This is a genomic window from Granulicella mallensis, from assembly GCF_014203225.1.
GTDB classification, from domain to species: Bacteria; Acidobacteriota; Terriglobia; order Terriglobales; family Acidobacteriaceae; genus Granulicella; species Granulicella mallensis_A.
The window spans coordinates 260601-286933 of sequence record NZ_JACHIO010000002.1 but is presented as its reverse complement, the minus strand read 5'-3'; the positions used below and the strand labels follow the sequence as shown (position 1 = coordinate 286933).

Genomic DNA, 26333 nt, shown 5'->3' with positions numbered 1-26333 from the left:
CAGGGGCTTCAGCCTGCCTTGCGGAAGGTGAGATTGAATCGGTATCCGCCGGTTAGTGGATGAGACCCCTCCTTGAGCGGGTTGATGCCGTGATAGCGCAGCCGCGCCGGCCCGCCCCAAACCAGCACGTCGCCATGAACTATCGGCAGCCGAATGGTTTTGTCGGATCTCTCCAGTCCTCCAAACAGGAAGACGGCGGGAAGCCCGAGAGACACGGACACGATGGGTTCTGCGAAGTCGTTTTCATTCTTGTCCTGATGTAGCGTAAGCCGTGCACCAGGCTCGTAGCGGTTGATGAGGCAAGCGTCCGGGATGAAGGTCGGATAGCCCGCCAGCGTGGCTGCCTGCCGCGCCAGGTCCATGAAGACCTTTGGCATCGCTGGCCATGGACCGCCGGTTTCCGGGTCCATAGAGGCATAGCGATACCCCTTGCTGTCTGTGACCCAGCCGAGAGCTCCGCAGTTGGTCATCGCCACGGACATCCGGAAGCCTCCTGGCGTGACCATATGCCGGAAAGGGGACTCTGCCGCCACGGCAGACAAGGCTTCCATGATCAGGGCTTCGCGGTCTTGCGCGAGGCCACGCAGGATCGCCGTTCCAGTCCCAAGCTCCTCGCTCAAGGGCTCCTGTTGTTCGAGGTGATCGAAGAGCGTCGGCATCATGATGTCCTCCTAGTTAGCATCATGAAATAGGATGCCGGTGGTGTGCCGTTGTCCTGAGAGCAGGCGGCTCTATGAGGGGGGTAAAACCTCTCACTATCGGGAGATAGAAGATGAAAGGCTCAAGTGATAAAGACTCGGGATATTGTCTGGCCTCAGAAGATCGCTCCGACCACGAGTAGGACAAGGCTTGCGAGCCCGGCAATCACTCGGATGAGATGAAACCTGAGCCAGCGATCGCGAAGCTCCTGCCAGTCGGCGGGAAGAGTGGAAACCGTCCATGTTGCGATCTCTTCGACGATAGGAACTTCAACCAGCACTGTCACAAGCAGCGCCACAATAAAGAGAACGAGTGCGGTTGCGCTGAGGGCAAAGGTCAGTGGCCTCTCGTGATAGGAGAGGAGCAGGACAGGGACAATCGACAAAAGCGACGCCGGCATCAGGACGGTCATCACGGGTGCCATGTTGCGGTTCATCCGGTCCACGATCGCGAGGAAGACTTCAGGCGTGAAGGTATTCATCGACCTGCTCAACGCGGCCCATGGACCGTGGAACATCCCGGCCATTAACGCCAGGAGAACAATGCTGATCAACTCCCATGTCTTCATCGTGACGCCTATTGTCGCCACCACACATCCCTGGCGTCAAACTTCGGCATTGGGTGGCTATCATTGCTCCTGAATCTCAAGCCTATTGCGATCGCAGTGACTCTACCTGATAGCCAGTGCGGAAACGATCAGGCGTCCTCTGCAATGCAGTCTAGGGAGTGTCATCAAACTCCTTCCAGGGCGAAGTCGAACTGTGCAGTCAGTTTATTGAGGCAGAGATCGGAAGGGCACGGTTTCAACCGTGCCGCAAAAGCGGGGACAAAGCCTCTTTCCACTCTGCCGAAGGCTGAAGCGTAGGCGTAGCCGGAGCGACTGAATCGCTTTCTTTGCTTGCGGCAAGATGGGTGGCCGCATCTTCAAAAGTGTCCCCGGCGGTTCTTGTGCAGCCTGGGCCGCACGAAGGAAGGCAATTCAGTCGTTGCGCCCTGCGGGCTTCACTTCAGCCTTCGGCAGAGTGGAAAGGGCCTCTATACGCGGCTTTTGCGGCACGGTTGAAACCGTGCCCTTCCGATTCGTGTCTCATCAAGCTGCTTGCATAGCTCAACTTTTGCTCCAAGAATAGTTTGATGACACGCCCTAGAGCCCACCTATCTCGGCAAACAAACTCTCATCTTCATCTTTCGAGACGTTTGGGGTCGTCAGGAGTTTGTCCCCCATGAAGATAGAGTTTGCTCCGGCGAAAAAAGCTAGTAATTGAGCCTCTCGATTCAGGGAGAGGCGTCCAGCCGAAAGCCGAATCCGAGCTTTTGGCATCAGGATACGCGCCACGGCAATCGTTCTGATCAGCACCGTACTGCTTACTGGCACCGCGCGCTCCAGAGGTGTGCCCTTAACCGGAACGAGTAAGTTCATGGGAACCGATTCGGGCTGTGGGTTCATGCTCGCGAGTTCGGTCAAAAGACGACAACGATCCTCGTCACTTTCGCCAAGCCCGAGGATGCCCCCACTGCAAACAGTGATTCCTGCTTCTCGCACGGATTGAATCGTTCGGAGACGATCATCAAAGGTGCGCGTTGTAATGACGTTGCCGTAAAACTCCCGGCTGGTGTCGAGGTTATGGTTGTAGGCATCCAGCCCGGCCTCTTTCAACAGCTTCGCCTGTTCAGGTGTAAGCATGCCCAAGGTAGCGCAGGCCTCCAGGCCTAAACTCTTCACCTCTCGAATGAACCCCAGTACCTGTTCAAACGATTGGCCAGAGGGTGCGCTACGCCAGGCAGCTCCCATGCAGAATCTCTGGGCGCCTTGTTCCCGTGCGCGCAGTGCAGCCGCGCGCACATCCTGAATCGAGAGAAGTGCCTGACGCTCCAAACCCGTTTCATGGTGAGCCGACTGTGAACAATAGCCACAGTCCTCGGGACAGCCGCCGGTCTTGATCGATAGTAGGACGCACTTCTGGATATCCGACAGATTGTGATGCTCGATATGAACAAGATGTGCGAGGGAAATAAGTTCAAGTAACGGCATTCGATAGAGCGAACCTGAACTTTCAGGCCTGTGTTCGGCAACCACGTATCACCTCAAAGAAGATGATCGGGGCAGCTTGCTGCGAGCACAAGGATGGTTTGGTACGGTGCTAGATAGTTTATTGGCTAAATTATAAATTTCTTCCTGTGCGACCAGAAATTCTTCCATTCTCTGTCGAGATGGCAACACAGATTGATATAGGACTGAAAGTGTCGTAGTTTAAGGGAGAGTCTCTAAGACCCCAGAAAAGAAGCACAAGGACCCCCGCGGCAGTCTTTTTGGCGAAGCGCCGCGAGGGTCCGGAGATCGACAACCCGAAGGCTGACGACTTTTGACAGGATATAAGAATCCGTCAGCCTCGCATCAAGAAAGGTTTTTCCATGGCTGGCCGTTTTTCTCTTCGATTGCGTATTCTGCACGTTTTTTTCCTGTTATCTCTCCCCATAGTCCTCGCGCCGCAGTCGGCCTGGGGGCAGAGCGCGCAAATTGCAGGCACGGTTACTGACACCTCCAAAGCCATCATTCCGGGGGCATCGGTCGTGATCGTCAACAATGCGACGCAGGTGAAGTGGGAGACGAAGTCGAATGGTGATGGCCGGTACCTGGCGCCCTCGCTTCTCCCCGGTGTCTACCAGATCATGGTGCAGGCTCCGAACTTTGAGACCGAGATCATTCAGAATCTGAAGCTCAATATCGCCAGCAAGATATCGCTGGATTTCGTTCTGCATCCAGGTGCGGTCAGCCAATCGGTCACCGTCGATGGGAGCGGTATCACTCTGAATACGACCGATGCCAGCGTGAGCACGGTGATCGACCGGCAGTTTGTCGAAAATCTTCCGCTCAACGGCAGAAGTTTTCAGTCGCTCATGACGCTCGCGCCCGGAGTCCTGATCGTTCCCTCGCAGGGAGTTGGTCAGAGCGGGGAACTCAGCGTGAACGGCCAGCGCACTGAAGCGAATTACTTCACCGTGGATGGTGTGAGCGCGAACATTGGAGCTAGTGTCTCCTCCTCAGGATTTACTGGTGCCGGTTTTGGGGGCGCGACCCCGGGGGAGACGGCGCTGGGAACGACGCAGAGCCTGGTATCGATCGATGCGTTGCAGGAGTTCCGCGCGACCACTTCGACGTATTCGGCGGAGTACGGCCGCACCCCAGGCGGCCAGTTTTCCTTTCAGACGCGATCGGGCACCAACCAGTATCACGGCACGGCGTTCGACTATCTTCGCAACGATGCGCTCGACGCGAACAACTGGTTCAACGGATATACGAACACCCCGCCGATCGCGAAGCAGGCGTTGCGGCAGAACGATTTTGGCGGCACGCTCGGCGGCTTTATCGACATTCCCCATCTCTACAACGGCCGCGACAAGACCTTCTTCTTCTTTTCCTACGAAGGGTTGCGTCTGACCAATCCGACGCCCTCGCAGCTCTATGAGGTGCCGAGCACCTTTCTGCGGCAAAATGCTCCGGCGGCGCTGCAACCGTTTCTTGCGTCTTTTCCCGTCTCCACGCAGCGGGATAACGGCAATGGTTTGTCGTACTATACGGCTGGCTACAGTGCGCCAAGTTCGATCGACACCAGCAGCATCCGGATTGACCATAGCTTCAGCGACAAGTTTAAGATCTTCGGTCGCTACAGCGATTCGCCTTCCAATAGCACAGCCCGCCAGCCAACCGACCTGGCACAGGTGAACGCCACCATCATCAACGTGAAGACAGTCACACTTGGCGCGACGAGTGTGTTGACTCCGAAGATGGACAACGAATTTCGATTCAATGTCACGGGCGACGATTACAAGTCCTCGCGTACTCTCGACAACTTCGGTGGTGCAACGCCGCTCAATCTGTCGGGTGTCCCGGGCCTGCAATCGAATAGCTGGCTCACGTTCTTCCTCTTCTATGACCTCTATCCCTACTACCTGCTGGAGCCGCAGTCGAATCGCGAGAGACAGGTGAATGTTGTCGACACCTTTACGCACACTCTTGGACGGCACAATCTGAAGTACGGCGTGGACTACCGCAGGCTGGTGGTCTCCGAAGAACTGCCGCCGCTTTGGGAGGTGGGGTTTTATTACAGTGAGGCGTCGGTGCTCGCGAACCATGCGGACGGCATCAACATGTACAAGCAGACGATCAACATGAAGGCCGTGTACCCGAACACCTCGCTCTTCGTGCAGGATGAGTGGAAGGTGAATGATCGTCTGAGTCTCTCCTATGGTGTGCGCTGGGAGCTGAATCCGGCACCGCATGATGCCAATGGCAACACGCCTTATACCGTCGACCAGATCACCGATCTTGCTACCGTAAAGCTTGCGCCGAAGGGAGGTCCTCTGTGGCAGACGGTCTACACCAACTTCGCGCCTCGATTGGGGGCGGCGTATCAGGTGCATAGCGGGCGGGGAAGCGGGACAGTGCTGCGTGCAGGAGCAGGTCTCTTTTACGACACCGGCACACAACTCGCGGCGGATGGCTACTACGGCGTGGGTACTACGGGATTCAAGTCCTTCAACGGAGATTCGTTTCCACTGACGACTGCGCAGATCGACAGCGTTCCCCAACCGAATGCGAATCCACCGTACAACGTGGCTGTCTGGGGCTTCGATCCTCATCTCAAAGCGCCGTATACGCTGCAGTGGAACGCTGCGGTAGAGCAGCACCTTGGTGAGCAGCAGACGCTGAATATCAATTACGTGGCGTCAGCCTCGCGCCGCCTGCTCACGCAGAACTTCTATAGTCCTGACCTGCTGGGGAATCCGAACTTCATCTCGGGCAACGGTCTGTACCTGACCACGAACCGCGCCAGCGCTGACTATCAGTCGCTTCAGGTTCGCTTTCAGCGCACGCTTTCGCATGGGTTTCAGGGCCTGCTCGCCTATACCTGGTCGCACTCGCTCGACGATGCCAGCACCAACTTTACGATCTACGAATTAGAACGTGGGCCTTCGGACTTCGACATCCGCAACAACTTCCAGGCGGCGCTCTCTTATGAGGTTCCAGGACACTACGACAATCCGTGGCTCTCGTATGCGTTGAAGCACTGGTCGCTGGATGCCAGAGTCTCCGCTCGCTCTGCTCTTCCAGTCGATGTGTTCTCGAAGACCACAGTCGACAGCGGCTCAGGACAGGGAATCCATTTTCATCCGGACCGGGATCTCTCGAATCCCCTCTATATCTTCAACCCGATTGCTCCGACAGGCCGTCAGATCAATCCTCTGGCTTTCAAAGAGAAAGACAATGCCAACGGCAATGTGATCGAGGGCGATGCGGGCCGAAATTCAGCGAGAGGCTTCGATGCGGTTCAGGCGGATATGACGCTTCGTCGTGACTTTCCCTTCAGCGGACGGGTTGGGCTGCAGTTCCGTGCCGAGGCCTATAACATCTTCAACCATCCGAGCTTTGGCTCCATCTACAACTCTCTCGATAGTGGAGCGCTCTTCGGTCAGGCTTACACCACGCTCGGCAGCCAGTTGGGCGGACTGAGTTCGATCTACCAGCTCGGTGGGTCGCGTTCGATGCAGGTCGCGTTGAAGTTGCACTTCTAGTAGATAAGGAACGGCAACGCATGGGATTTATCGACAGACCGCAACGCGTGTGGTGGCGCATGGCCATGTTCCAGATTCATCTCTGGGGCGGCGTCGTCCTGTGCCTCTACATGCTGGTCATCGGAGTCACAGGATCCATTCTCGTCTTTGAGAGCGAGTTGGAGCATGTCGCCTATCCGCAGCTGTGGCGTGCGACCGATTCGCAAGCAGGGAAGCAGGCTGCAGAGCTTCCCGCCGTAACCGAAACCGTGAGGAAGGAGTATCCCGGATATAAGATCACTGCCGCTTATCTACCGGACAAGCCTGGCGATAACTTCGAGGTCTTCGTCCACGAGGGAAAGACCTTTCGATATGTCTTCCTCGATGCGAATACAGGGAGGATTGTGGGGGCCATCAATCCGGATCGATCCTGGCTGATCTGGATCATCGATCTCCATTTTCGCCTTCTGGGAGGTCGCGTCGGCGAGATCATCAATGGAATTGGCGCGGGGTGTCTGCTACTCTTATGCGCGACTGGAGCTCTTGTCTGGTGGGCGGGGCTGAAACACTGGACGCGTGGGCTCAAGGTCAATCTTCATAGAAGCTGGCGGCGGGTTAACTTCGACCTCCATAGTGCTGTCGGCTTCTGGACGCTGCTGGTTCTGTCGATGTGGGCCTTCACCGGCGTGTATTTCGTTTGGCCGAAGCCTATCGAATCTTTCGTCAACCATTTTTCTTCGATAGCCTCTGCCAACCCACCAGTTTTCGTCGTTCCACCGCGAGGCGATGGGCCCTGGGTAGATCTTCACCGAATGATCGAACAGGCGCAGCAATCCTCTCCGAATGCGAGGTTCGCCGGTGCGTTTTTTCCCGGGAGTGACAAGAGTGCCTTGACCTTGCTCATGGCACGCGGCGCGGCGCGTAATTTCAGCCAGATGGACTATGTCTATTTCGATCCGGCAACAGGCAGACAGTTGGCTCTCTGGCATCGCGGGATCAATACCACCTGGGGTGGATCGTTCATCTTCTGGCTCAGTCCATTGCACTTCGGATACGACTGGGGCCTCGCTATCAAAATTCTCTGGGCTACACTCGGCTGCGCCTTGCCCTTGCTGGCCATTACCGGAGTGCTCATGTACTGGAACCGGTCCTTGAGCAAGAAGTGGAAGAGGCTGTCATGGGCAGAGTCGCAGTAATATTTCAGAAAATGAGCTTTTGCTCACTTATTGCAAGAGGCTGCTCCGCTGACAATCGCTCAGGACGTGAAGACCTGCAGTTGCTGCAGGATTGGTGATGCGCCCGCTGTACTCATTTCAGGTAGGCTCTTACGAGTTCAATCATGTCCTCTGCCAGTTCATGCGGGTTGGTCGTTTTACTCTCTGGCGTCAATAGATGTAATCGTATGTGATCTTCGAGTACTTCTGCCATAAGGCTGTTGATTCCACCTCGCACATTGGCGAGGAGCATCAGAATGTCAGCGCAGTCGTCGCCACCGGTCAGCGAGCGTTCAATAGAATCTACCTGTCCACGGATGCGTTTGATGCGGGCAATAAGCTTCTGCTTTTCTTTATCGGTATGGGACATAAATCTCCTTGGTATACCCTAGGGGGATATGGTACAAGATGGAAGGCGTGAGGTTCACGCGCAGGAGAACGAGAAACACCTATGACCACAAATACAGCACAAGAGCCTCCTAGTAGTCCGAGTGCCTGCCTGTGCCGTGAACAGCATTCTGGAACAAGCCTTTAGCTTTGCTTTTTCTATCGACGATTCCTCACTGCTCATCATGGCATGATACCTGTGATTTGAGCGCGTGAGACCGTGGTCCGAGCGATCAGCCTCACCCCCCAACTGATGATCTGCCAAGCGTTCTCGGTTACGCGCCTTTGTGCGTAGCCGACCATGACGCCTGCGATGTTGATGACGTCTACCACGTCCTCGACCTCTCCGGTCTTCTACACAAGATTCGCTAACTGCTTGCGATACGAAGGAGGAAGTATGGACGACCCGGTTCCAAGTGAGCCTTCGCCTGGCCGGAGGCCTGTAGTCATCCCTCTCTGAGCACGACATCGCATGATGCTCTCTGCTCGCAGCAAGGGATCACTGCCCCCTGCGCGAGCTTTTTGAACAAGCTCCGTAACAACTGAGTGTTTGCGTAACAGACAGACGCAGACGAAAGACTCACTGGCGAACCGGATAGCGGTTCCGCCCAGAACACTCGACGTGTGCCAAAAACGTCGCGGAGATACCATCATGTCGATTTTCAGCAAGCTGCTCGCCGTTCTCAAGGGAGCACAGAGTTTCCCCCAACCCTTCCGTCGCACGGTCTCGATTCTCTTTTTTCTCTCCTGTGTTGCGCCGACATTTCTTATTGCTCAAACGGGTGGGCGCATCGCTGGTGCTGTGAAGGATGCCACCGGCGGGAGGCTTAATAGCCTCCCTCATTCTTCAAAGCCACCAGAACGGAGAAAGACATGATCGGAATCAGCACACTCCACTTTGCCATCCGCTTGTTGCTCGCGATTGCAATGGGCGCGACGGTTGGACTGGAACGTCAGTGGCGACAGCGCATGGCGGGTACTCGTACCAATGCGCTTGTTGCTGCGGGCGCAGCAGCGTTTGTCATGTGTGGCCTTTTGCTCGACAACGACCCCTCAGCCCGGGGGCGCATTGTTTCGTACGTTGTCTCAGGTGTCGGATTTCTAGGTGCAGGCGTTATCTTCAAGGATGGCGCGAACGTGCGCGGCCTCAACACCGCCGCGACAATCTGGTGTTCTGCCGCAATTGGAGCACTGACTGGCCTCGGCTCACTGAATCTCGCCCTTGTTCTGGCGGCTGCAGTTTTGCTCACCAATATGGTGCTTCGCCCGTTGGCCTATCTTCTTCATCCCGTACTTCCTGATGCCTCTCCCGTCGAGACGCTCTATGAGATTCGCCTTACCTGCGGTCTTTCTGTTGCCGTGCATATCCGCTCCTTGTTGCTTACTACGATCAGCCGATTGCCGGTGGTCCTTCAGTCCATCCACGGGGAGCAGGATGAGCAGACTGATGAGACACATATCCGGGCCGAGGTGATGACTGCGGGTAGAAACAACGAGGCCCTGGAGCAGGTGGTGGTTCGGCTGTCGATTGAAGACGCGGTCTCCAATCTGAGCTGGTCGATCGTTCAATCTTCAATGGAATAGGCGAGTGGTCATTGCCGAATTGCTCCGCACGCATTTCAGAGGCATCGAAAGTAATAACAAAGACCGCTACTACCGGTTGGTTGTTCTATCTGTCGATGGGGGATTCATGCGGAGAGCGGCCTTGTTCCGCAGCAGCTTGCGCAGATGATCGCTGTAGGTCCTGCTTACGCGCAGGGCGGTTCCATTCTGCAGTGTTACGCAGCAGTCACGGTTCGGCAGGGAGGAGATGCTTGCAATTCGGTTGACGCGCACGATGGCTCCGCGATGGATCCGGATGAACATGCCGGCGTCGAGCCGGTTGCTCAGCACACTCAGTGATTCACGAATCAGGTGCGTGCGGGTTCCTACATGGATTTCCGCGTAGTCGCCCTGGGCTTCTATCCAGTCGATCTCGTCTACGTTTACGAAGCGCACTTGTTTGCCGACGCGCACGCTGAACTCGCGAAGTGGAGACTCTGTTGTCTCTTCCTGGCCTGTCCGCAACAGATTCTGCATGCGTTCGCGATACTCCGCCGCACCCTGATTGCCTAGAACTCGTCGCGCATGCTGTAGCGCCGCGGAGAAGCGTGCATCATCGACCGGCTTCAGCAGGTAGTCGATCGCATGCACTTCGAACGCCCGTAGCACGTATTCATCGAACGCAGTAAGAAAGATGACGAAGGGATGCGTTTCGGGCGGTAAGGTGCGCAGGAGGTCGATGCCATTCAGATATGGCATCTGGATATCAAGAAAGACTAGATCCGGCTTTTGTTGGAGGATGAACTCCTGAGCTTCGCGCCCGTTGACGCACTCGCCTATGATCTCGATGTCATGGTGATGCTGTAGACGAAGTGCCACTCCTTGCCTGGCGAGCGGTTCATCATCGACAACAAGTACCCTGATCTTCATAGGCCTGACTGCGACAGCTTGTATTCACTGCTATTTCTGTTCATCGAGAGTGGCATCCGCAAGGCAACCTCATAGTTGCCACGGGCGTTGGTGGTGGTGTGCATGCTGCTCTCAGAGCCATACATCTGCTCGAGCCGTTGGCGGACATTTTCGAGACCAACGCCGCCGATGCGTGGCACGCCATCCAACAGCATGGCTGCGGACTCTTCCGGTGGCTCGTTTTCTATCAGCAACGCCAGGTGGTCTCCTTCCCGATGCGTCTTTACCAGAATAAATCCGCCTTGAGGTCGGCGTGCAATGCCGTGGCGTACCGCATTTTCAACCAGCGGCTGCAGGATGAGCCGCGGCACGATGGTGTCGACGAGCGTTTGATCGATGTCCCAGCGCACGGTGAGACGGTCTCCGAAACGCACCTCCTCGATGGCCAGGTACTCTTCGGTAACCGCGAGTTCGTCGCTCAAAGGAATCGTATGCAGATCGGGCGCGTCCAGCGTGCTGCGCAGCAAATGCGCGAGCTTGCCGATCATTTCGGTGGCGGCGAATGTCTGGTTATTCAGCACGAGGGTTGAGATCGCGTTCAAAGTATTGAAGAGAAAGTGGGGTTGCAACTGAAAGCGAAGGGCGCGCAGTTGCGCTTCCTGCGCCATGATCTCCGTCGCGATGAGTTGACGATGCTTCTCCTCAAGTGCCAGGTAATGCTTGATGCCGAAGTAGAACGAACTCCAGGCGATCAGTGCATACCATCCGCTGGGCGTAGCTGTAATGACATCGACCCATTTGAACGGCGGCCGTACCGAGCTGAGCCGCACGGCGGCTTCAAAGGCACTCGCCGAGCACAGCATTCCCAGCGGAAGAGAGGCCAGCATGCACACGAGAGCAACTGTCCAAACGCGTGCGTGGCGCTTCCAGAGCAAGTGGCAAAGCCAGTACATGGGAAAGCTGGCGAGAAAGCTGCTCAGCAGGAAAGCGCCACGAAAAGCGTCGTAATCCAGTCTGCGCCACCACGGCAAAGAGCACAGTACATTCACGCCGAAATAGGTTCCCCAGCCCATCAACTGCAAGGGCCAGAAGCGTAGAAAACGCAGATTGGAATCAGTTCTATTCAATGGGTTTCATCAATTCTTTTCTGTGGTCCTAATTTATTTTTTCCAGTGGTTTTATTGTAGGCACACAACACAGGCATTACAGCCATCGGCTCGGCGCAGGAAGTACACGGCTCGGCGCATACCGTGCTTTGAGCCGGATTACAGGAGCGTTACAGGTTGTACGCTCAGACCCAAGCAAAGACTCACCCCCACAATTTTCGCAATGCCTGCCACCGGCGTGCCTCTCCGTTATCGGCGATGCCGTTCAGGCCTGGCAACTCAAGTCGTATGGCCCCGGATGTCGATGATCGCAGAGTTCCATTCCAGGGGTTCACGGAAGTACCTGATGTTTCCGAAGGAGTTTGGCCGATGATTCGCAATGTACTCTATCGCTCTCTTTGCACCGTAGCTACGCTGGCCATTTGTACTCTGCTTTCTGCCGGGGCCCGCGCGCAGACCTCGCCGGCAGCCCGGCTTATCACCACAGCAATCAATGCCGGTGATAAGGTTCCGCTGTCGAACGAAATTCGCCCGCAGCTAAAACGGTCGCAGGATCTCGGTGCTGTGTCAGGTTCTACCCCCGTGCGCCATATGCTCTTAGTGCTCGCTCGAAGCAGCACTCGCCAGCAGGCGTTGGCTCAGTACCTGAGCGATGTGCAGAACCCCGCGTCGCCGAACTTCCACAAATGGCTAACGCCTGCGCAGTTCGGCTCTACGTTTGGGGCTTCTACCGACGACATCGCCACGCTTTCGTCGTGGCTGCAGTCGCAGGGGTTCACGGTGGAGAAGGTCTCGGCCGCAGCCAATCTCATTTAGTTCTCCGGCAACGTTGCGCAGGCGCAGAAGGCCTTCAACACCGAGATTCATTCGCTCTCCCTGGACGGTGTGCGGCATATGGCCAACACCACGTCGCCGCAGGTGCCACGCGCGTTTTCGTCTGCGGTGGCGGGCCTGGTAGGGCTTGACGACTTTCATCCGCGCCCCACTTTACAGAAGGGGCCGAGCGCTAAGTTTGACGCGAACACGAAGACGATTCGCCCGGACTTCACACTCTTTTCTACTTCAGGCGCACCGTATCTCTACATCAACCCGGCAGACGCGGCAACGATCTATAACGTGCCGAACAGTCTGCTCAATCCGAACTATTCGGGGACGAGCTATGACGGCACCGGCGTTACGGTTGGCGTTGTGGGCGATTCGAACGTCGACCTGACCCCTGTGAGTCTGTACCGCGAGGACTTCCTTGGCGAGACCGCTGCCAACGTTAATTTGCCGACGGTCATCATTGACGGCGCAGACCCCGGTATCAATGGCGATGAGGTCGAAACTTTCCTCGATCTCGAAGTGCTTGGCGGCATCGCGCCCAAGGCGAAGATCAACTACTACACGTCGGATGACAGCGATCTTTCATCCGGGCTCTTCGATGCTATCGAGCGAGCCGTGGATGACAACACCGTCAGCGTGCTCAGCATCAGCTTCGGCGAATGCGAGGCGGGATTGGGAAGCTCGACAAGTCAGTTCCTCGCGGAGAAGTACCAGCAGGCCGCGGCACAGGGCATCACGGTTACGGTTTCCTCAGGCGATAGCGGAGCCGCAAACTGCGACGCGGATAACTCCACCATAGCGACGCAGGGTCTCGCGGTGAACGGGATCGGTTCTACGCCCTACAACGTTTCTGTGGGCGGCACGGACTATGACATTCTCGGCACAAACTTCACTGATTATGTGCAGGACTCGTTGAATGGATCTCCCTACAGTGGTGCGGCGCCGTATTGGCGCACAGCTCTGAAGTACATCCCAGAGCTGCCGTGGAACGACTCGACCTCTTCGAACGGTGCGCTGGCCAATAATTCTCCTCTTACCAGCGGAGGAGCCACCGACATTATCGGTGGTGGCGGTGGCGTAAGTTCCGTCTTCAGCAAGCCCGCGTTCCAGACAGCGCTGACACCAGCAGACGGTAAGCGCGATTTGCCCGACGTTGCATTCATGGCAGGAAATGGCCTGTATGGCGCAGTATGGCTTGTCTGTGGCGCCGGTTCGGCGTTTTCAGGGCCTGACTGCCAGATGACCAACAGCGCGTTCACATCGAGTTCGACGTTCTCCGGCGCTGGCGGCACTTCAGCTTCTACCCCCGCATTTGCCGGCATGCTTGCGCTCGTCGTGCAGGCTACGGGATCTCGCCTCGGTCAGGCGAACGATGTGCTCTATCAGCTTGCAGCAAGCCAGTACGCCACCGTCTTCCATGACGTGACTACGGGCAACAACGCCGTGGTGTGCGCCAGTGGCAGCCCCAACTGCGGCTCCAACGGCTTTACGACCGGTTACGATGCGGGCACTGGCTACGATCTTGCGTCCGGCCTCGGCAGCGTCGACGCGTCCGCCATGCTATCCAACTGGAGCTCTGTTGCTGCGAGCGGCACGTCTATATCGCTGAAGATCGACGGCTCCACGTTGCCGGTAAGCGTCACTCATGGCACCAGCCTGAACTTCAGCGTTGGGGTTACTCCTTCCACCGCGACCGGTTCAGCCGCGTTAGTTACCACGCAGACTGCCGGTGCGGCTCAGCCTACCAATAACGGACAGGTTGTCGTTCCTATCAGCAGCGGTGCGGGCACTCTCAGCTACAACGGACTGCCAGGCGGAACGTATACCGTCTATGCGCGCTACAGTGGCGATACCGCGGATGCTGCGAGCAGCTCAACGCCTATCAATGTGAACATTGCCGCTGAGGCCAGCAGCACGCTCCTGACGGTGAATGCTTATGGCACTGCGGGAGGCAGCGCGCCGCTCACCAACCTCGCTGCGATTCCTTATGGCTCCTACATCTTCGCGGATGCGTCGGTCTACGGAACGGCAGAGGGCTATGACGCCTCACTCGGTCTTGCGACCGGAACCTTCACGATTGCGGACAACGGCGCCACGCTGGGTACCGCACCGATGAGCAGCGGCAACTTCGCTTCGTTTCCCAGCATGGCAGCAGGCGTGTATCCGTTCGTGGTGGGTACACACAAAGTGGTTGCCACGTATCCAGGAGACTCCAGCTACAAAGCCAACACCAGCAATACCGTGGCTTTCACGGTCGTCAAAGGAGCTACGACTGCGTCTGTCTTCGACGCCAGCCCCACGTTGAATTCAACGGCTAGTGAGGTGGTGCAGGTCGATATCGGGACCACCAGCCTCGGGACGGCTCCAACGGGCACCATCACTCTTACAGCCAACGGCGTCACGCTCGGCAGTGCCTCCAGCCTTCTCACAGGCGTTGCCACCGATGGCTCCGCTGTCTCGTATGCGAACTTTACGGTGCAGGGAAGTCAGTTTCTTGCCGGAGCCAACACGTTGTCGGCGACCTATTCAGGCGATAGCAACTACCAGGGGTCTTCGGCCACAAGCAGCATCACTGTCTCGCAGGCGAGCTTCACTCTGAAGGCCGGTACCATCGCGATTACCGCTGGAAGTAACACCGGCAACACAGCCACGATCTCTGCCACACCGAACAACGGATTTGCCGGAATAGTGAATCTGAGTTGCGCGGTTACTTCGACACCTGCAAATGCGACCAGTCCCATCACGTGCAGTGTGCCCGCGACGGTCAACATCACAGGCACAGGCGTGGCGACCGGGACGCTGACAGTCAATTCGACGGCGTCGACTAGTGGGGGCAGCTACACCGTAACGATCTCCGGCACGGATGCGGCGACCGGCAAGGTCACGGCATCCACGACTACGAAGGTGACGGTTACGGCTGCGGTTGCAGCAAGTCTCTTGCTCACCAATAGCGGAGCCCTCAGTATCCAGGCTGGCGCCTCCAGCGGCAACGCCGTAACGATCGGTGTGACTCCGGCGGGTGGATATACCGGCACCGTCAGTCTTGCGTGCGCTGTAACCAGTTCGCCTGCGGGTGCTGTCGATCCGATTACCTGTGCGATGACTCCGCCTTCGGTGAGTATCACAGGCGCGGCTGCAGCATCTTCCGTGCTGACGGTCAGCTCTACGGCTCGCACGACTAGTTCGCTCGACAGGTCTCGTGACCTGTTGCGCGGTATCAGCGGTACGTTCCTCGCTTTCGGTGTCTTCCTGCTTGTGCCCACACGCCGTCGCCGGTACCTGCGGTTGCTGTCGATGCTGATTGTGCTGGCTTCATTAGGCTCGATCATCGGCTGCGGTGGTGGCCACTCAGCCGCGAGCGGTGGCGGTACCGGTAGCAGCCCCACCAGTTCCGGTACGACCGCCGGCGCCTATGTCATTACGGTGACTTCGTCGGCAACAGGTGTGGGTGCGCAGACCAGCACGGTAAACGTAACGGTCAACTAGCCGAATTCTTCAGGTTGTAGTTTCTTCGCGGATCAATAGATGAAATTCAGGAGGCTGTGTATGTCACATAGACTGTTTCAAGGTGCGAAGACCCTCGCGCTGCTCTGTTCGATACTTTCGGGATTCGCCATGGCTCAGAAGCAGGCGCGCCCTGTTCGCACGCAGACCCCACCTCTGCCTGCGGCACTGCAGCGCTTCCAGACGCCAGCCCAACAGGTAATGGTGCCCTTTCTCAAAGCGCATCCCCTGCAGGCCGCAAAAACTAACGGACAGCTCCAGGCGCAGGATACGACCAACTACGTTACCTCGCCGAACTTTGGCGGCTACGTGAACGCGCCGACATTCGACGGGCGTACTACCGCATCGCTCGCTACCGGCGTCTTTGACAATGGCGTAACAGTGGAACTCACTGCCGACTTCAACAAAGACGGGAAACCGGACATTGCGGTTCTGCAGCAGGATGGCACCCTGAACATCTTGCTCGGTAATGGGGGCGGTAGCCTGGCCGCACCGGTGAGTTACTACAATCCGAATTACCAGACATCGAGTGTGAACAACGCCTACGCCATAGACATGAACAATGATGGTGCTATTGACATCGTCGCATTCGACTACAACAACAATGCGATGATCACATGGTTGAACACGGGCAACGGTACCTTCAGTGGGGCGGTGGCAACGACGCTAGACGCCACGAATGGCTATCCGAACGACGTTCTCGTGCAGGACGTGAACGGGGATGGCATACCCGACCTGATCTTTACCGTGTCGCAGTTCGTCTCTCAAACCAGCGCCAATATCTATCTAGAAGTGATGTCTGGCAGCAGCAAACTCAATGGCACCTTCGACCTGCCAACTAAAGCGCAGGTACAGATGTTCTCGGTCCCCGCTTCGGTGCAACTGCCGTATGACGATGGCATTGCGTTGGGCGATATCAACGGCGACGGCAAGCTCGATATCGCAGTCGCCATCGATGAGCAGACTTCGCAAACCACTGGACAGTATGTGGTCACGACGGCTCTCGGCAACGGCGACGGTACGTTTGGCGGGCTCGGCACGACGATTCCTATCTCTGTACCGGTATCGGCGGGCAGTGGCTTTGGCGTACCCTTCAACAGCACCGGGGTACAGTTCGTTGATCTGAACAATGACAAAAAACTCGACGTCGTGAGTGACATCAACGGAACTCTGATGGCTGGGCTGGGACAAGGCAATGGATCGTTCAACACTGCCGTGTCGAGCGGGTTCTATCAGATTGTCGGTGTAACGCAGATGGCCTTCGCTGATCTGAACGGTGACGGCAATCCGGATCTCATAGCCGGCGGAGGCACACTCGGCATCTATCTTGGCAATGGCGATGGGACCTTTGCAGCACCCACAACGGCCGCGCAATATGTCGTCGATCCCACGACGGACCAGGGAATCGTGCTCGCGGATTTCAATGGCGATGGCATTCCAGACATTGCTCAACTTGGCAGCGACTATAAGCAGGTAGCCCTGTTCTTCGGCAACGGCAAGGGCCAGTTTGGCGGAGCTCCCCTCATCACCACCGCCAGCGATCCAGAGGGCATCGATTGGAATCTGGAGACGACGGGCAAGTACACCGCCAGCGGTTACAGCGATGCGGTCTTTCTCCATGCCATCCCTACCGGGGTGGAGATGCTGACAGGCGTCAATGACGGCAAGGGCAACTTTACCTTCGTACAGTCTCTCGCTGGCGGAGTGCCTGCGGATCTGCAGTACATTCAACCCATCCACGCTGACCTGAACGGCGACGGCAATGAGGATCTTGTGTTCACAGGTGCCGCGGGTGACGTGACGGTTGCGCTATCCAAGGGCGACGGAACTTTTGCTGCACCGGTGTCTGTCAACCTTCCCTCTACGCTTGCCTGCCCGGTGTACTACGCTGCGGCTGGTGACGTGAACGGCGATGGCAAGACCGATCTGGTCATCCCCTACGGCGGTGACGTGGCTTGCGGCTCTGCGAATGGCGCTCCGTCCGGATTCTATGTCCTGCTGGGCAAGGGCGATGGTACGTTCGCTACTCCGGCGTTTACGCAAGCCGGCACGGAACTGTATAGCGCGACGCTTGCCGATATCAACGGAGACGGCCAGCTCGATCTTGTTCTCGATGACGCGCCGTTTGCTACTGGTTCGGGTTTTAGCATCCTGCTCGCTTCGGGCAATGGAGACGGCACCTTCGGCTCCCCAAGCACCATTCTGACAAACTACCTCGTCAGCAATGTTGCCGCCGGAGACATCAATGGCGACGGCAAGGCCGACCTGGTGCTCAGCGCGGAAGAGGTGGAGGGAAGCACCATAGCCACTGGCGGTATTCTCACCCTTACCGGCAACGGCGATGGCACTTTCAACACGCCTTCGCTCATCGCAACCGGAAACTTCTTTTGGGGCCTGCAGCTGGCGGACATGAACACTGACGGCAATCCTGACATCGTCGCCACGCTCTACTCCACCAACGGCCAGCCGAAGGATTATTACGGCATGGTGACTCTCCTTGGACTGGGTAACGGCCAGTTCTCCGGACCTGTCAATCAACTCGAGAGTCTCGACGGTACGCTTCCGCAGGTCGGCAACTTTTATAACGACAACGCACTGGATGTGATGACGGAGTCGGGTTATGGTCCTGCACTCTTCGTCGGCCAGGGTGCCTCTACCTTGGGGCTGGCTGTGTCGGCTTCCTCGGCAGCTTTCGGGTCGACCGAAACCCTCACCGCTACGGTCGCGGCGGGCATGAGCAATCGCCCTGTGCCGACCGGATCGGTCTCGTTCTATGACGGCAGCACGAAGCTCGGCAAAGCTGACGTGACAAACGGAACGGCAGTCTTCACAACGGCTTCGTTTGCTGTTGGGGCGCACAGCCTCAAGGCGATCTATGCCGGCGATGCCAACTTCAACCCTGCAATCTCCTCGACGACGGCTGTCACGATCACTGTGCTCACTCCGGCGTTCTCGCTCACAAATACGTCCGCAACGCTCTCGCTTGGCAGCGGAGCCAACGGTGTCGTAACGCTCAACCTCGCGGCAAATGCCAGCTTCGCTGGCGCGGTCAACCTGACTTGTTCAGGGGCTCCCGCGAACGCGTCCTGCACGGTGAATCCGGGCAGCGTTACGCTGGCAGCGGGACAATCGTCGACAGCCACGCTGGTGATCGGCACCACAACCGCCAGCGCAGACGTGAATCATTCAGCGACATCCTGGGGAACGACGGGCGCTACGGCCAGCCTCGCCGTGCTCTGCTGTATCTTCTTTGGGCGCCGCAGGCGCGTGCGGATATTGGCTGTGCTCGGCCTCGGTGTCGTGCTTTCACTCGGCACGCTGCTCACCGGCTGCAACGGGGGTGGAGGCTCAGGCTCGACAGCTCCACCGACGACTGTCCCGATGAACTTCACGGTTACAGTTACGGCTACGCCGGCTAGCGGAAGTACCGCATCGCCGCAAACTACAACAGTCGGCGTCACGGTCAATTAGGGCCGCTGACATTGGAACCCAAATGCCTCCACAACAATGGGAGCGGCCTCAGAAGCAGGCCGCTCCTGTTCTTCCTAACCCAGTAGCGGTACTGAATATCTGCGCGTTATCGTAGATCCAGTTCCTACCCCTGTCCAACGAGGTCTTTCCTAAAGCTGACGAGATGATTGTTCACTGCGTCCACTCCTTCCTGGATCTCCTCTGAGGTCGCAAAGGAGCCGAGGAAGCTGTTGCGCGCAAGAGCAGCGATGTCCTCTACGGATAGGCCCAGAGCCTTCCAGCACGCGAGCAGGTTCTCATTGACGTAGCCGCCGAAGTACGGCGGATCATCGGAGTGAACGCTCACTCGCAGTCCACGATCCAGCATTTTCTTGAGCGGATGTACCTCTAGCGATGGAACACCCTTCAGGCGGAGGTTGGAGAGCGGACAAACCGTGAGAGGGATCAGCTCCGTGGCGAGTCGCTCCATCAGCTCTTCATCGCGATGTGCGGTGACACCATGATCGATCCTGTCGATGGGCAGCATGTCCAGAGCCTCGCGGATGTATGCGGGCGGCCCTTCTTCGCCTGCATGAACTGTGGTTTTGTAACCCAATGCTTTGGCCTTAAGGTAGAACGGCCTGAATCTCCCCGGAGGATAACCCACTTCCGGGCCGCCCATGCCGATGCCGGCGACTTGTTCGGCCCACGGCGCGATAGCGTCGAGTACTTCCATCGCATCTTCGACGGGTCTGTGACGATGAACGCTGACGATATACCCGGCGCTGATGTCGGTAGCGGAGTGCGCGTCATCGATAGCGCCAAGCACACCGCGCATGATGGCCTCGATCGACACGCCTCGCGCAGTGAAGCTCTGCGGGCCGAGAAAAATCTCTGCGCGCCAGACGCCCTGCTCACTTGCTTTCGCCAGGTAAGCGGCAGTCACATCATAGAAATCCTGCTCCGTCACCAGAACCCGGCAACCCTCAAAGTAGAGCGCTAGAAAGTCTTCCAGGTTGGCGAATTCGTAGGCAGCGCGGAGTGTCTCTACAGAAGGCCAACGCAGCGAGATGTTGTTACGTTCAGCCAAAGAGAACAGCATCGCCGGTTCGAGAGAACCTTCAAGGTGCATGTGGAGTTCTGCTTTCGGCAACGTTCGGATGAACTGTTCGATGTTAATTCCTGCCTCCCTCAATTTCATTCCGGAATATACAAGCTCGTGATGTGCCAGAGGCTTGGCCCGCAGCGAAGGGCTGGAGCAAGAGGAGAATCTCTTGTTCCAGCTTGTGGCTATTGGCTTAGAGCGTTGCCGGTACTTCCCATTCGGCAAAGACGAAATCGGCGATCGATTTACGGGTGCGCGGTGCGAGTTCGCGTTGCTTGAGTCCCTCTGGCAGGGTGTCGGGGTCGCCGAGATAGCCAATGGCCCAGCAGGCGCCAATCTCGAAGTCTGCGGGAATGTTGAAGTGAGCGCGGGCCTTCTCCTGGCTGAAGCCGCCAAGGCCGTGTGCGTGCAGGCCGAGCGCGGTGGCCTGGAGCGTCAGATACGCGGAGGCCGCGCCGGTATCGTGCAGTGCGTAACGGTTATTCTGGCCGCTGAAAGGGCCTGGCGAGAAGGTAGACTTGCCGACCGAGAGCAGGAGAACGGGCGCGTGCCTGGCCCAGGCCTGGTTGGCCTCGACCATGGAGTCGAGGATCTTAGCGAAGGTCGCGTCGCCATTGCGCCCGAAGAGAAAGCGCCAGGGCTGCTCGTTGGCGGAGGATGCAGCCCAGGAGGCCGCGGTGAAGATCTTGTGCAGGTCTTCTGTAGAGACTGGCTGATCGCTGAAGGCCCGTGGGGACCAGCGGCTGGCGATGGGATCGAGGATGCCGGCGGAGGCAGGGGCGTGTTTGATCTGTTCGAGGTCGGGCATGGGTTCTCCTTTACTTATTTTATTTGCCCGAGATAAAGGGCAAGCTTCAAGCGAGATGTTCGCATCCCGATATTCGGCACTCTACTCGCAAGTGCCACGTATCTAAATGAGGAAGCGCAGAAGGAAGAAGGCAAGTTCGCGCCACGCCTATCTGGCACGACGGCCTCAAAACTTCCTCGATACGCCATGGTTCTATAGAAGTTCAAGGACTGGACGGGGCCGAGATTGATGCACTTCTATCTTTTCAGCCTTTTCAGTTGAAAAGGTTTTGGAACCGACCTGGCCAGTCGAAGTGGCCCGAGCCGCGTCGTTCCAACCTGCCTCGAGTTCAATCGGATACAGGTGTAGATGAGAGCGGCAGTCGCACTTCAGCGATGCATCCAATCGCATCGGGATTGTTGTAAAGGCTAACCGACCCCTTATGCGCGATCGCGATCTGCTGGGCGAGCACAAGACCGATACCGGTACCCTTTGGCTTCGTTGTGTAGAAGGGGACGAACAGGTTTTCGGGGTTCATCAGTCCAAGACCGCTGTCGACGATCTTTATGATTGCGGAGCTGGAGATCAGTTCCCAGGTGGCCCACACTCTCGCATCCTGGGTCCTTGCTGGATCGAGAGCGGCGTCTGCGGCATTCCGAATGAGATTGATAAACATATGCTGCAGCTGATCTTGGTCCGCGTAAATGGATATAGGTGGGCCAGGAGAGATGGCAACACGGAGGCGTGTTTCCAAAAGGACGATCTGCTCCAGCAGGGGACCGAGCGAGACGCTTTCCAGGCGAGGATTCGGCAACCGCATGAGCCGCTGATAGGCCTGTAGAAAGCGATTGAGTGAAGCAGCGCGCTCCTCGATAACGGAAAGTCCACGACGCATATCCTGATTCGCGCCGCTATCCATGCCAACGGAACCTGGAAGGCGTGTGCGCAGGCTGCCTGCAATGGATATGATCGGCGTGAGGGAGTTATTGATCTCATGGCTGAGCACGCGGATCAGGCGTTGCCATGCCAGACGCTCTTCTTCACGAAGAGCTGCCGCAACATCAGAGAGCACGAACAGGGTATGAGGGACGCCATGCAGACGGAAGGTGGTGCGTCGCACAGACCAGCGGGTATCACCAGCGCCGGATTGAATAGAGCGCGGATCCTTTGCGTATAGGTCCTCATCCGCAACGGCAAGCAGACTGTCGATACTCAATGCTTCTGCGGTTTGATCGAGGCTGATCTCGCGCTGGAGGTCAAGGGCCAGTTCGGCAGCTGGGTTGAGCAGGCGCAGGTGTGTGGAGGCGTCGAAGGCCAACACGGGGGATTGCATGGATGTCATCACGCGCTCGACCAGTGTCAGAGCATCGCGGGCTGAAGACCGTTGCCGCTGCATTGTGCGGGCGAGGGCGTTGATCTCTAATGCGAGGTCGCCGAGAGCATCTCCACGCTGCGCACCACGTGCACGGAAGGAGAAGTCGTCCTCACGAAGCGCACCGACGACGTTCGTGAGCGTCTGCAGAGGACGAACGAGTTGCTCGAAGAAATATGCAGAGGCGATAGCCCACAGGATGGCGGCTGTGGATGCGGCAGCAATGGCGATCGGGAGTGAAGAACTCCGTTCGTAGACGATGACCGCAACGCCTACGATGGTGGGAAGAGAAAAGGCAGTCAGCCAGATGCGAATCTTGTATTCGTAGTGGCGGCGACGTGTTCTCCGGTGAGGCCTTCGCTCAACCGATGCCACAGTTGCGGACTTATGCCGGCTAGAGTCCATACTTTTCCATACGGCGATAGAGAGCCCCGCGGCTCAGACCGAGGGCTTCGGCGGCATGGGTCACATTGCCTTGCGCGCGAGATAGGGCCTTCTGGATCAGCACGGACTCCACGGCTTCAAGGCTGAGATCGTCAAGGTTCTGAGAGGATATACGCGCGGGCTGGAGGCCCAGGTCTGCAACTTCGATGCGAGTGGAACGCGCCATAAGTGTTGCACGCTCCATGGTGTGGTCCAGCTCGCGGACGTTACCGGGCCACTCATGCGAGAGCATCAGCGTGAGGGCGGCAGAATCAAAACCTGTGAGCTGTTTCCGATATCTCGTTGCATATATCGCGAGAAAGTGGGCGGCCAGTGCGGGAATATCTTCGCGGCGCTCCCGCAGCGCGGGAAGGCGAATCTCGACCGTGTTCAGCCGAAACAGAAGGTCAGGGCGGAAGCGCCCGGCTGCGGCTTCTGTGTGTAGGTCGGCGTTGGTCGCGGACAATATGCGCACGTCGACCTTGCGCGTAGTGGAAGAGCCGACGCGCTCAAGTTCTCCGGTCTCAAGCACTCGGAGCAGCTTGGCCTGCTGCCTGGGCGGGATATTGGCGATCTCGTCGAGGAAGAGAGTGGACTGATGCGCGAGCTCAAATCGTCCGATCCTATCGTTGCGTGCGTCGGTGAATGCGCCCTTGATGTGGCCGAAGATTTCACTCTCGAAGGTGCCTTCAGAGAGTGCGCCTGTGTTGACCGCAACCAATGTGCGCTGTGCGCGTTGGGAGAGTCGATGCAGGGTCTGTGCGACCACTTCCTTGCCTGTACCGTGCTCACCCGTTATAAGGACATTTGCACCTGACGGTCCGATACGGCTGACCAGTTCGAGAACGGGCAACATGGCGGGCGCGTTGGCGATAAAGTCCGGAGCGCCTTCCGCACGCAGAATACGGTTCTCCGCCTCGAGCCATTGGGTGCGCCTGACCGCACGGTATAGTTCGACCTGGTTGCGCAGAATCGTAATCAGGCGGGAGTTATCCCAGGGTTTCTGTATGAAGTCGTTTGCGCCGCGGCGCATGGCCTCGACGGCAAGCTCGATGTTGGCATATGCGGTCATGACAATGACAGGGATGTGAGTGTCATGGCTGCGAATGGCGGCTATCAGTCCCAGACCCTCGGTTCCGGACGTGGTGTCGCGAGTGTAGTTCAGGTCAAGCAGGATAGCGTCGAACTCACCAGAGGCGAAGCATTCCAGCAGGAGCGCGGAGGAGCGAACCATGGTGAGCTGATAATCTGCGGGCCGCAACAGTAGATCCAGTGCCTCGAGAACATGGGCCTGGTCGTCGCCAATGAGTATCCGTGGCTGTTTCTCTGATGACGAAGGCTTCTGTTCTTTCAACAAGCTTGGGGCCGGTGGCTCGTGTGGAATGGATAGCTGTGTAGACATAGGGTGAGCTAATACTTCTGTGGTGCCGATGATACGACACCTGTACGAGCCGATTCTACCGAAATTGCGTTGTCCACGAGTGTTCTGCCTGTGGCGCGGTCGAGCTCTACGCTGGCCTTCTGGTACGCGGTACGGGCTGCGACGAGCATGGACTCGGCGGTAGCGAGGTCATGGCGTGAAGCAAGAGTCTGCAGCGCTGAGCCTGCACCGAGGGACTGTTCCTTGGTGGTGATGTCGAAGGTCTTTTGAGCGAGTTCTCGTGCCTTTGTAGCGGAGGTCACCCTGGCCGCGCTTTGTTCGAGGGCATATTGAGCGTTGCGGACTTCGATACGAATCTGTTTTTGCAGCTGCTGGGAGCGAAGCTGTGCCTGTCGCAGTTCGAGGCCCGCACGATACTCGTCGGATTTAGCGATGCGATTGCGCAGAGGTATATTCAGTGAGAGGCCGACATAGTAGTCGGGCGCATCATTCTTGAAGGCGTTGGCGATCTGGCCGGAGTTGCTGGTGGGCGCCGTAGAGGGGATGCCCGAGGTTACATTATCGAGGCCGCCAAGGCCGGTGCCGCCGTACCAGGCTGTGAGTTCGAGCGTGGGAAGAAGCGAGTTACGGACCGCAGCGAGCGAGATGTCACGGTTTTTGAGATCAATGGAGGATTCCGAAAGTTCGATGCGATTTTTCAGCGCCTGTTGAATGACGTCTTCGGTGGGGGCGGTGGTGACGAAGGCCGAGTCGGTAGCGACGGTGCTCAGGTCGGTAGGCTGGACCGGCATCGCTTCGAGGACCGGGTCGTCGAGGTTTTTGGTCAACGCGTTCTTGATGAGAAGCTCCTGGAACTGGAGCGTCGATTTGGCGATGGTAAGGTCCTGCTCGCGGGCAGCGACCTCACCTTCGGCCTTGAGTACGTCGAGAGCAGGGATAGCCTGCAGTTCCAGCTGTTTTCGATCGCTGTCGAAAGTTTGATTCGCGAAGTCGAGAGAGGCCTGCTTCACCTTCTCGTCCTCGTAGGCGTTCACCAGATCCCAGTAGATATTTTCGATTTGGGTAACTGTACTGATGATCTGGAGCTGGAAGGACTGGTCGGAGATCTTCTGGTTGTTGCGGGCGATGCGGAGATAGCGCAGGTTGGGGCTGAGGCCGAAGCCGGAGAGTAATTGCTGCTGGAATTCGACGCGGTAGTAGCTGTCGAGCTCAGGCGTGAGGATGTTATTCGCGCTGTTGGTGGCGATGCGATCGTTGTTGAGCAGCACCGTCAGGGTTGTGCCTGTCGGAAGGGACTGGGTGAAGTTGAACTGGCCGTAGATGCTGTTGCTGCGTAAGGTAGGCACACCGTAGGAGATGGTGTTGGCTAGGGGTTCGGTGTAATGCTCATCCGTGCCCGTGATGCTGATGGTCGGATCATAGGACGAGACCGATGATCCACTGCCGAGAGTGGACTGAACAAGACCGCCCGCGCCGCCACCGGCGCCGCCTGCGCCACCTGTGGTGCCGCCCGCTCCAGCGCCGCCTGCGCCCACGGTTCCCGTGCCAGGGGTGTTCTGGACTACACCGGTATTAACTCCCCGGAAGACGCCGCCCGCTTCCGTGCGGAGGATGTCGGCCTGCGCGATAGGGATGTTGTAGCGGGCGATGGCGAGATCGAGATTGTTTTCGAGAGCGAGTTCAATGGCGTTCTTCAGCGAGAGATGTAGAACGCCGTCAGAGATGAGCTCGTCGATGAGCGCAGAGTTTGCGAGATTGGGTGCGGCCACCGGGGTGGCCCGATAGGCAGAGAGCGGATTCCAGGAGTGTGGAATGTCGAGACGCAGCGTAGGCTGCGGGGTCTCTGGAACAGTTGAGGAGAGGGTGATCTGGGCGTGAATACTGCTCCCCGCAAGTACTAGTAGAGCGGCGATCGCGAAGGTGTGGTAAGAACTCAGAGTCATGGCTTAAGCACCGCTTCCAGTAACAGGTCGTGGTTGAATGTGTTGCAGGCTGGTTTTTCCTCAGGGCGATGAAAGGCGAACGGCGCAGGACTGCAAGCGCGTAGCAGAGATCGGCGATTATTCGTAACTGCGG

At 57.6% G+C, this 26333-nt stretch carries 16 protein-coding genes and 1 pseudogene; 6 read left to right on the top strand and 11 right to left on the bottom strand.

From position 1 onward, the window contains the following. Nucleotides 1-8: 8 nt before the first annotated feature. The 3 genes from alkB to bioB all read right to left on the bottom strand — a co-directional run bounded on the left by alkB (nt 9) and on the right by bioB (nt 2776). Nucleotides 9-662 carry a DNA oxidative demethylase AlkB gene (gene alkB / locus HDF15_RS02965; protein WP_184252766.1) on the bottom strand — a complete coding sequence of 218 codons (654 nt, stop codon included), beginning with the start codon at nt 660-662 and terminating at the stop codon, nt 9-11. Between the two features lie 152 nt (nt 663-814). Further along, nucleotides 815-1288, bottom strand: coding sequence for a DUF1772 domain-containing protein (locus HDF15_RS02960; protein ID WP_311733019.1), 474 nt, complete (start codon nt 1286-1288; stop codon nt 815-817). 555 nt (nt 1289-1843) lie between these two features. Then, the gene (gene bioB, locus HDF15_RS02955) at nt 1844-2776 is read right to left on the bottom strand and encodes a biotin synthase BioB (RefSeq protein ID WP_184252765.1); all 933 of its coding nucleotides are present in this window, start codon (nt 2774-2776) and stop codon (nt 1844-1846) included. 335 nt (nt 2777-3111) lie between these two features. Between bioB and HDF15_RS02950 the strand changes: the two genes are divergently transcribed. Together HDF15_RS02950 and HDF15_RS02945 are read left to right on the top strand one after the other, a co-directional pair. Beyond that, nucleotides 3112-6273: a TonB-dependent receptor gene (locus HDF15_RS02950; RefSeq protein WP_184252764.1), complete on the top strand. Its 3162-nt coding sequence runs from the start codon at nt 3112-3114 to the stop codon at nt 6271-6273. Nucleotides 6274-6293: 20 nt separating this feature from the next. Continuing rightward, the gene (locus HDF15_RS02945) at nt 6294-7448 is read left to right on the top strand and encodes a PepSY domain-containing protein (protein WP_184252763.1); all 1155 of its coding nucleotides are present in this window, start codon (nt 6294-6296) and stop codon (nt 7446-7448) included. A 112-nt stretch (nt 7449-7560) separates the two neighbouring features. Here the strand turns inward: HDF15_RS02945 and HDF15_RS02940 are convergent, their stop codons facing one another. Beyond that, nucleotides 7561-7836 carry a metal/formaldehyde-sensitive transcriptional repressor gene (locus tag HDF15_RS02940; RefSeq protein ID WP_184252762.1) on the bottom strand — a complete coding sequence of 92 codons (276 nt, stop codon included), beginning with the start codon at nt 7834-7836 and terminating at the stop codon, nt 7561-7563. 890 nt (nt 7837-8726) lie between these two features. On the opposite strand from HDF15_RS02940, the gene HDF15_RS02935 reads away from it, so the two are divergent. Beyond that, on the top strand, nt 8727-9437 hold the full coding sequence (locus tag HDF15_RS02935) for an MgtC/SapB family protein (protein ID WP_014265560.1): 711 nt from the start codon (nt 8727-8729) through the stop codon (nt 9435-9437). Between the two features lie 69 nt (nt 9438-9506). On the opposite strand, the gene HDF15_RS02930 is transcribed toward HDF15_RS02935, so the two are convergent. Beyond that, nucleotides 9507-10325 carry a LytTR family DNA-binding domain-containing protein gene (locus HDF15_RS02930; RefSeq protein ID WP_184252761.1) on the bottom strand — a complete coding sequence of 273 codons (819 nt, stop codon included), beginning with the start codon at nt 10323-10325 and terminating at the stop codon, nt 9507-9509. Continuing rightward, nucleotides 10322-11431 carry a sensor histidine kinase gene (locus HDF15_RS02925; protein WP_184252760.1) on the bottom strand — a complete coding sequence of 370 codons (1110 nt, stop codon included), beginning with the start codon at nt 11429-11431 and terminating at the stop codon, nt 10322-10324. Before HDF15_RS02925 ends, HDF15_RS02930 begins: the two co-directional genes overlap by 4 nt. A gap of 237 nt (nt 11432-11668) precedes the next feature. Here HDF15_RS02925 and HDF15_RS26360 point away from each other — a divergent pair. From HDF15_RS26360 to HDF15_RS02910, 3 genes and pseudogenes are all read left to right on the top strand, one after another. After that, nucleotides 11669-13576, top strand: a pseudogene (locus HDF15_RS26360) (protease pro-enzyme activation domain-containing protein); the annotation flags it as partial. After that, complete coding sequence (locus HDF15_RS26355; protein ID WP_409254856.1) at nt 13556-15721, top strand: Ig-like domain repeat protein; 2166 nt, start codon at nt 13556-13558, stop codon at nt 15719-15721. The pseudogene HDF15_RS26360 and the gene HDF15_RS26355, both read left to right, overlap by 21 nt. A 60-nt stretch (nt 15722-15781) precedes the next feature. Further along, nucleotides 15782-19210 (top strand): FG-GAP-like repeat-containing protein, encoded by a 3429-nt coding sequence (locus tag HDF15_RS02910; protein ID WP_184252757.1) that lies wholly within the window; start codon nt 15782-15784, stop codon nt 19208-19210. Between the two features lie 124 nt (nt 19211-19334). On the opposite strand, the gene HDF15_RS02905 is transcribed toward HDF15_RS02910, so the two are convergent. From HDF15_RS02905 to HDF15_RS02885, 5 genes are all read right to left on the bottom strand, one after another. Then, complete coding sequence (locus HDF15_RS02905; RefSeq protein ID WP_184252756.1) at nt 19335-20390, bottom strand: adenosine deaminase; 1056 nt, start codon at nt 20388-20390, stop codon at nt 19335-19337. Between the two features lie 97 nt (nt 20391-20487). After that, entirely contained in the window at nt 20488-21102 is a 615-nt protein-coding gene (locus tag HDF15_RS02900) for a nitroreductase family protein (RefSeq protein WP_184252755.1), read from the bottom strand. Nucleotides 21103-21430: 328 nt separating this feature from the next. Beyond that, entirely contained in the window at nt 21431-22858 is a 1428-nt protein-coding gene (locus HDF15_RS02895) for a PAS domain-containing sensor histidine kinase (RefSeq protein ID WP_184252754.1), read from the bottom strand. Further along, the gene (locus HDF15_RS02890) at nt 22848-24278 is read right to left on the bottom strand and encodes a sigma-54 dependent transcriptional regulator (protein WP_184252753.1); all 1431 of its coding nucleotides are present in this window, start codon (nt 24276-24278) and stop codon (nt 22848-22850) included. Before HDF15_RS02890 ends, HDF15_RS02895 begins: the two co-directional genes overlap by 11 nt. Nucleotides 24279-24286: 8 nt before the next feature. Next, complete coding sequence (locus HDF15_RS02885; RefSeq protein ID WP_184252752.1) at nt 24287-26200, bottom strand: TolC family protein; 1914 nt, start codon at nt 26198-26200, stop codon at nt 24287-24289. Nucleotides 26201-26333 lie beyond the last annotated feature (133 nt).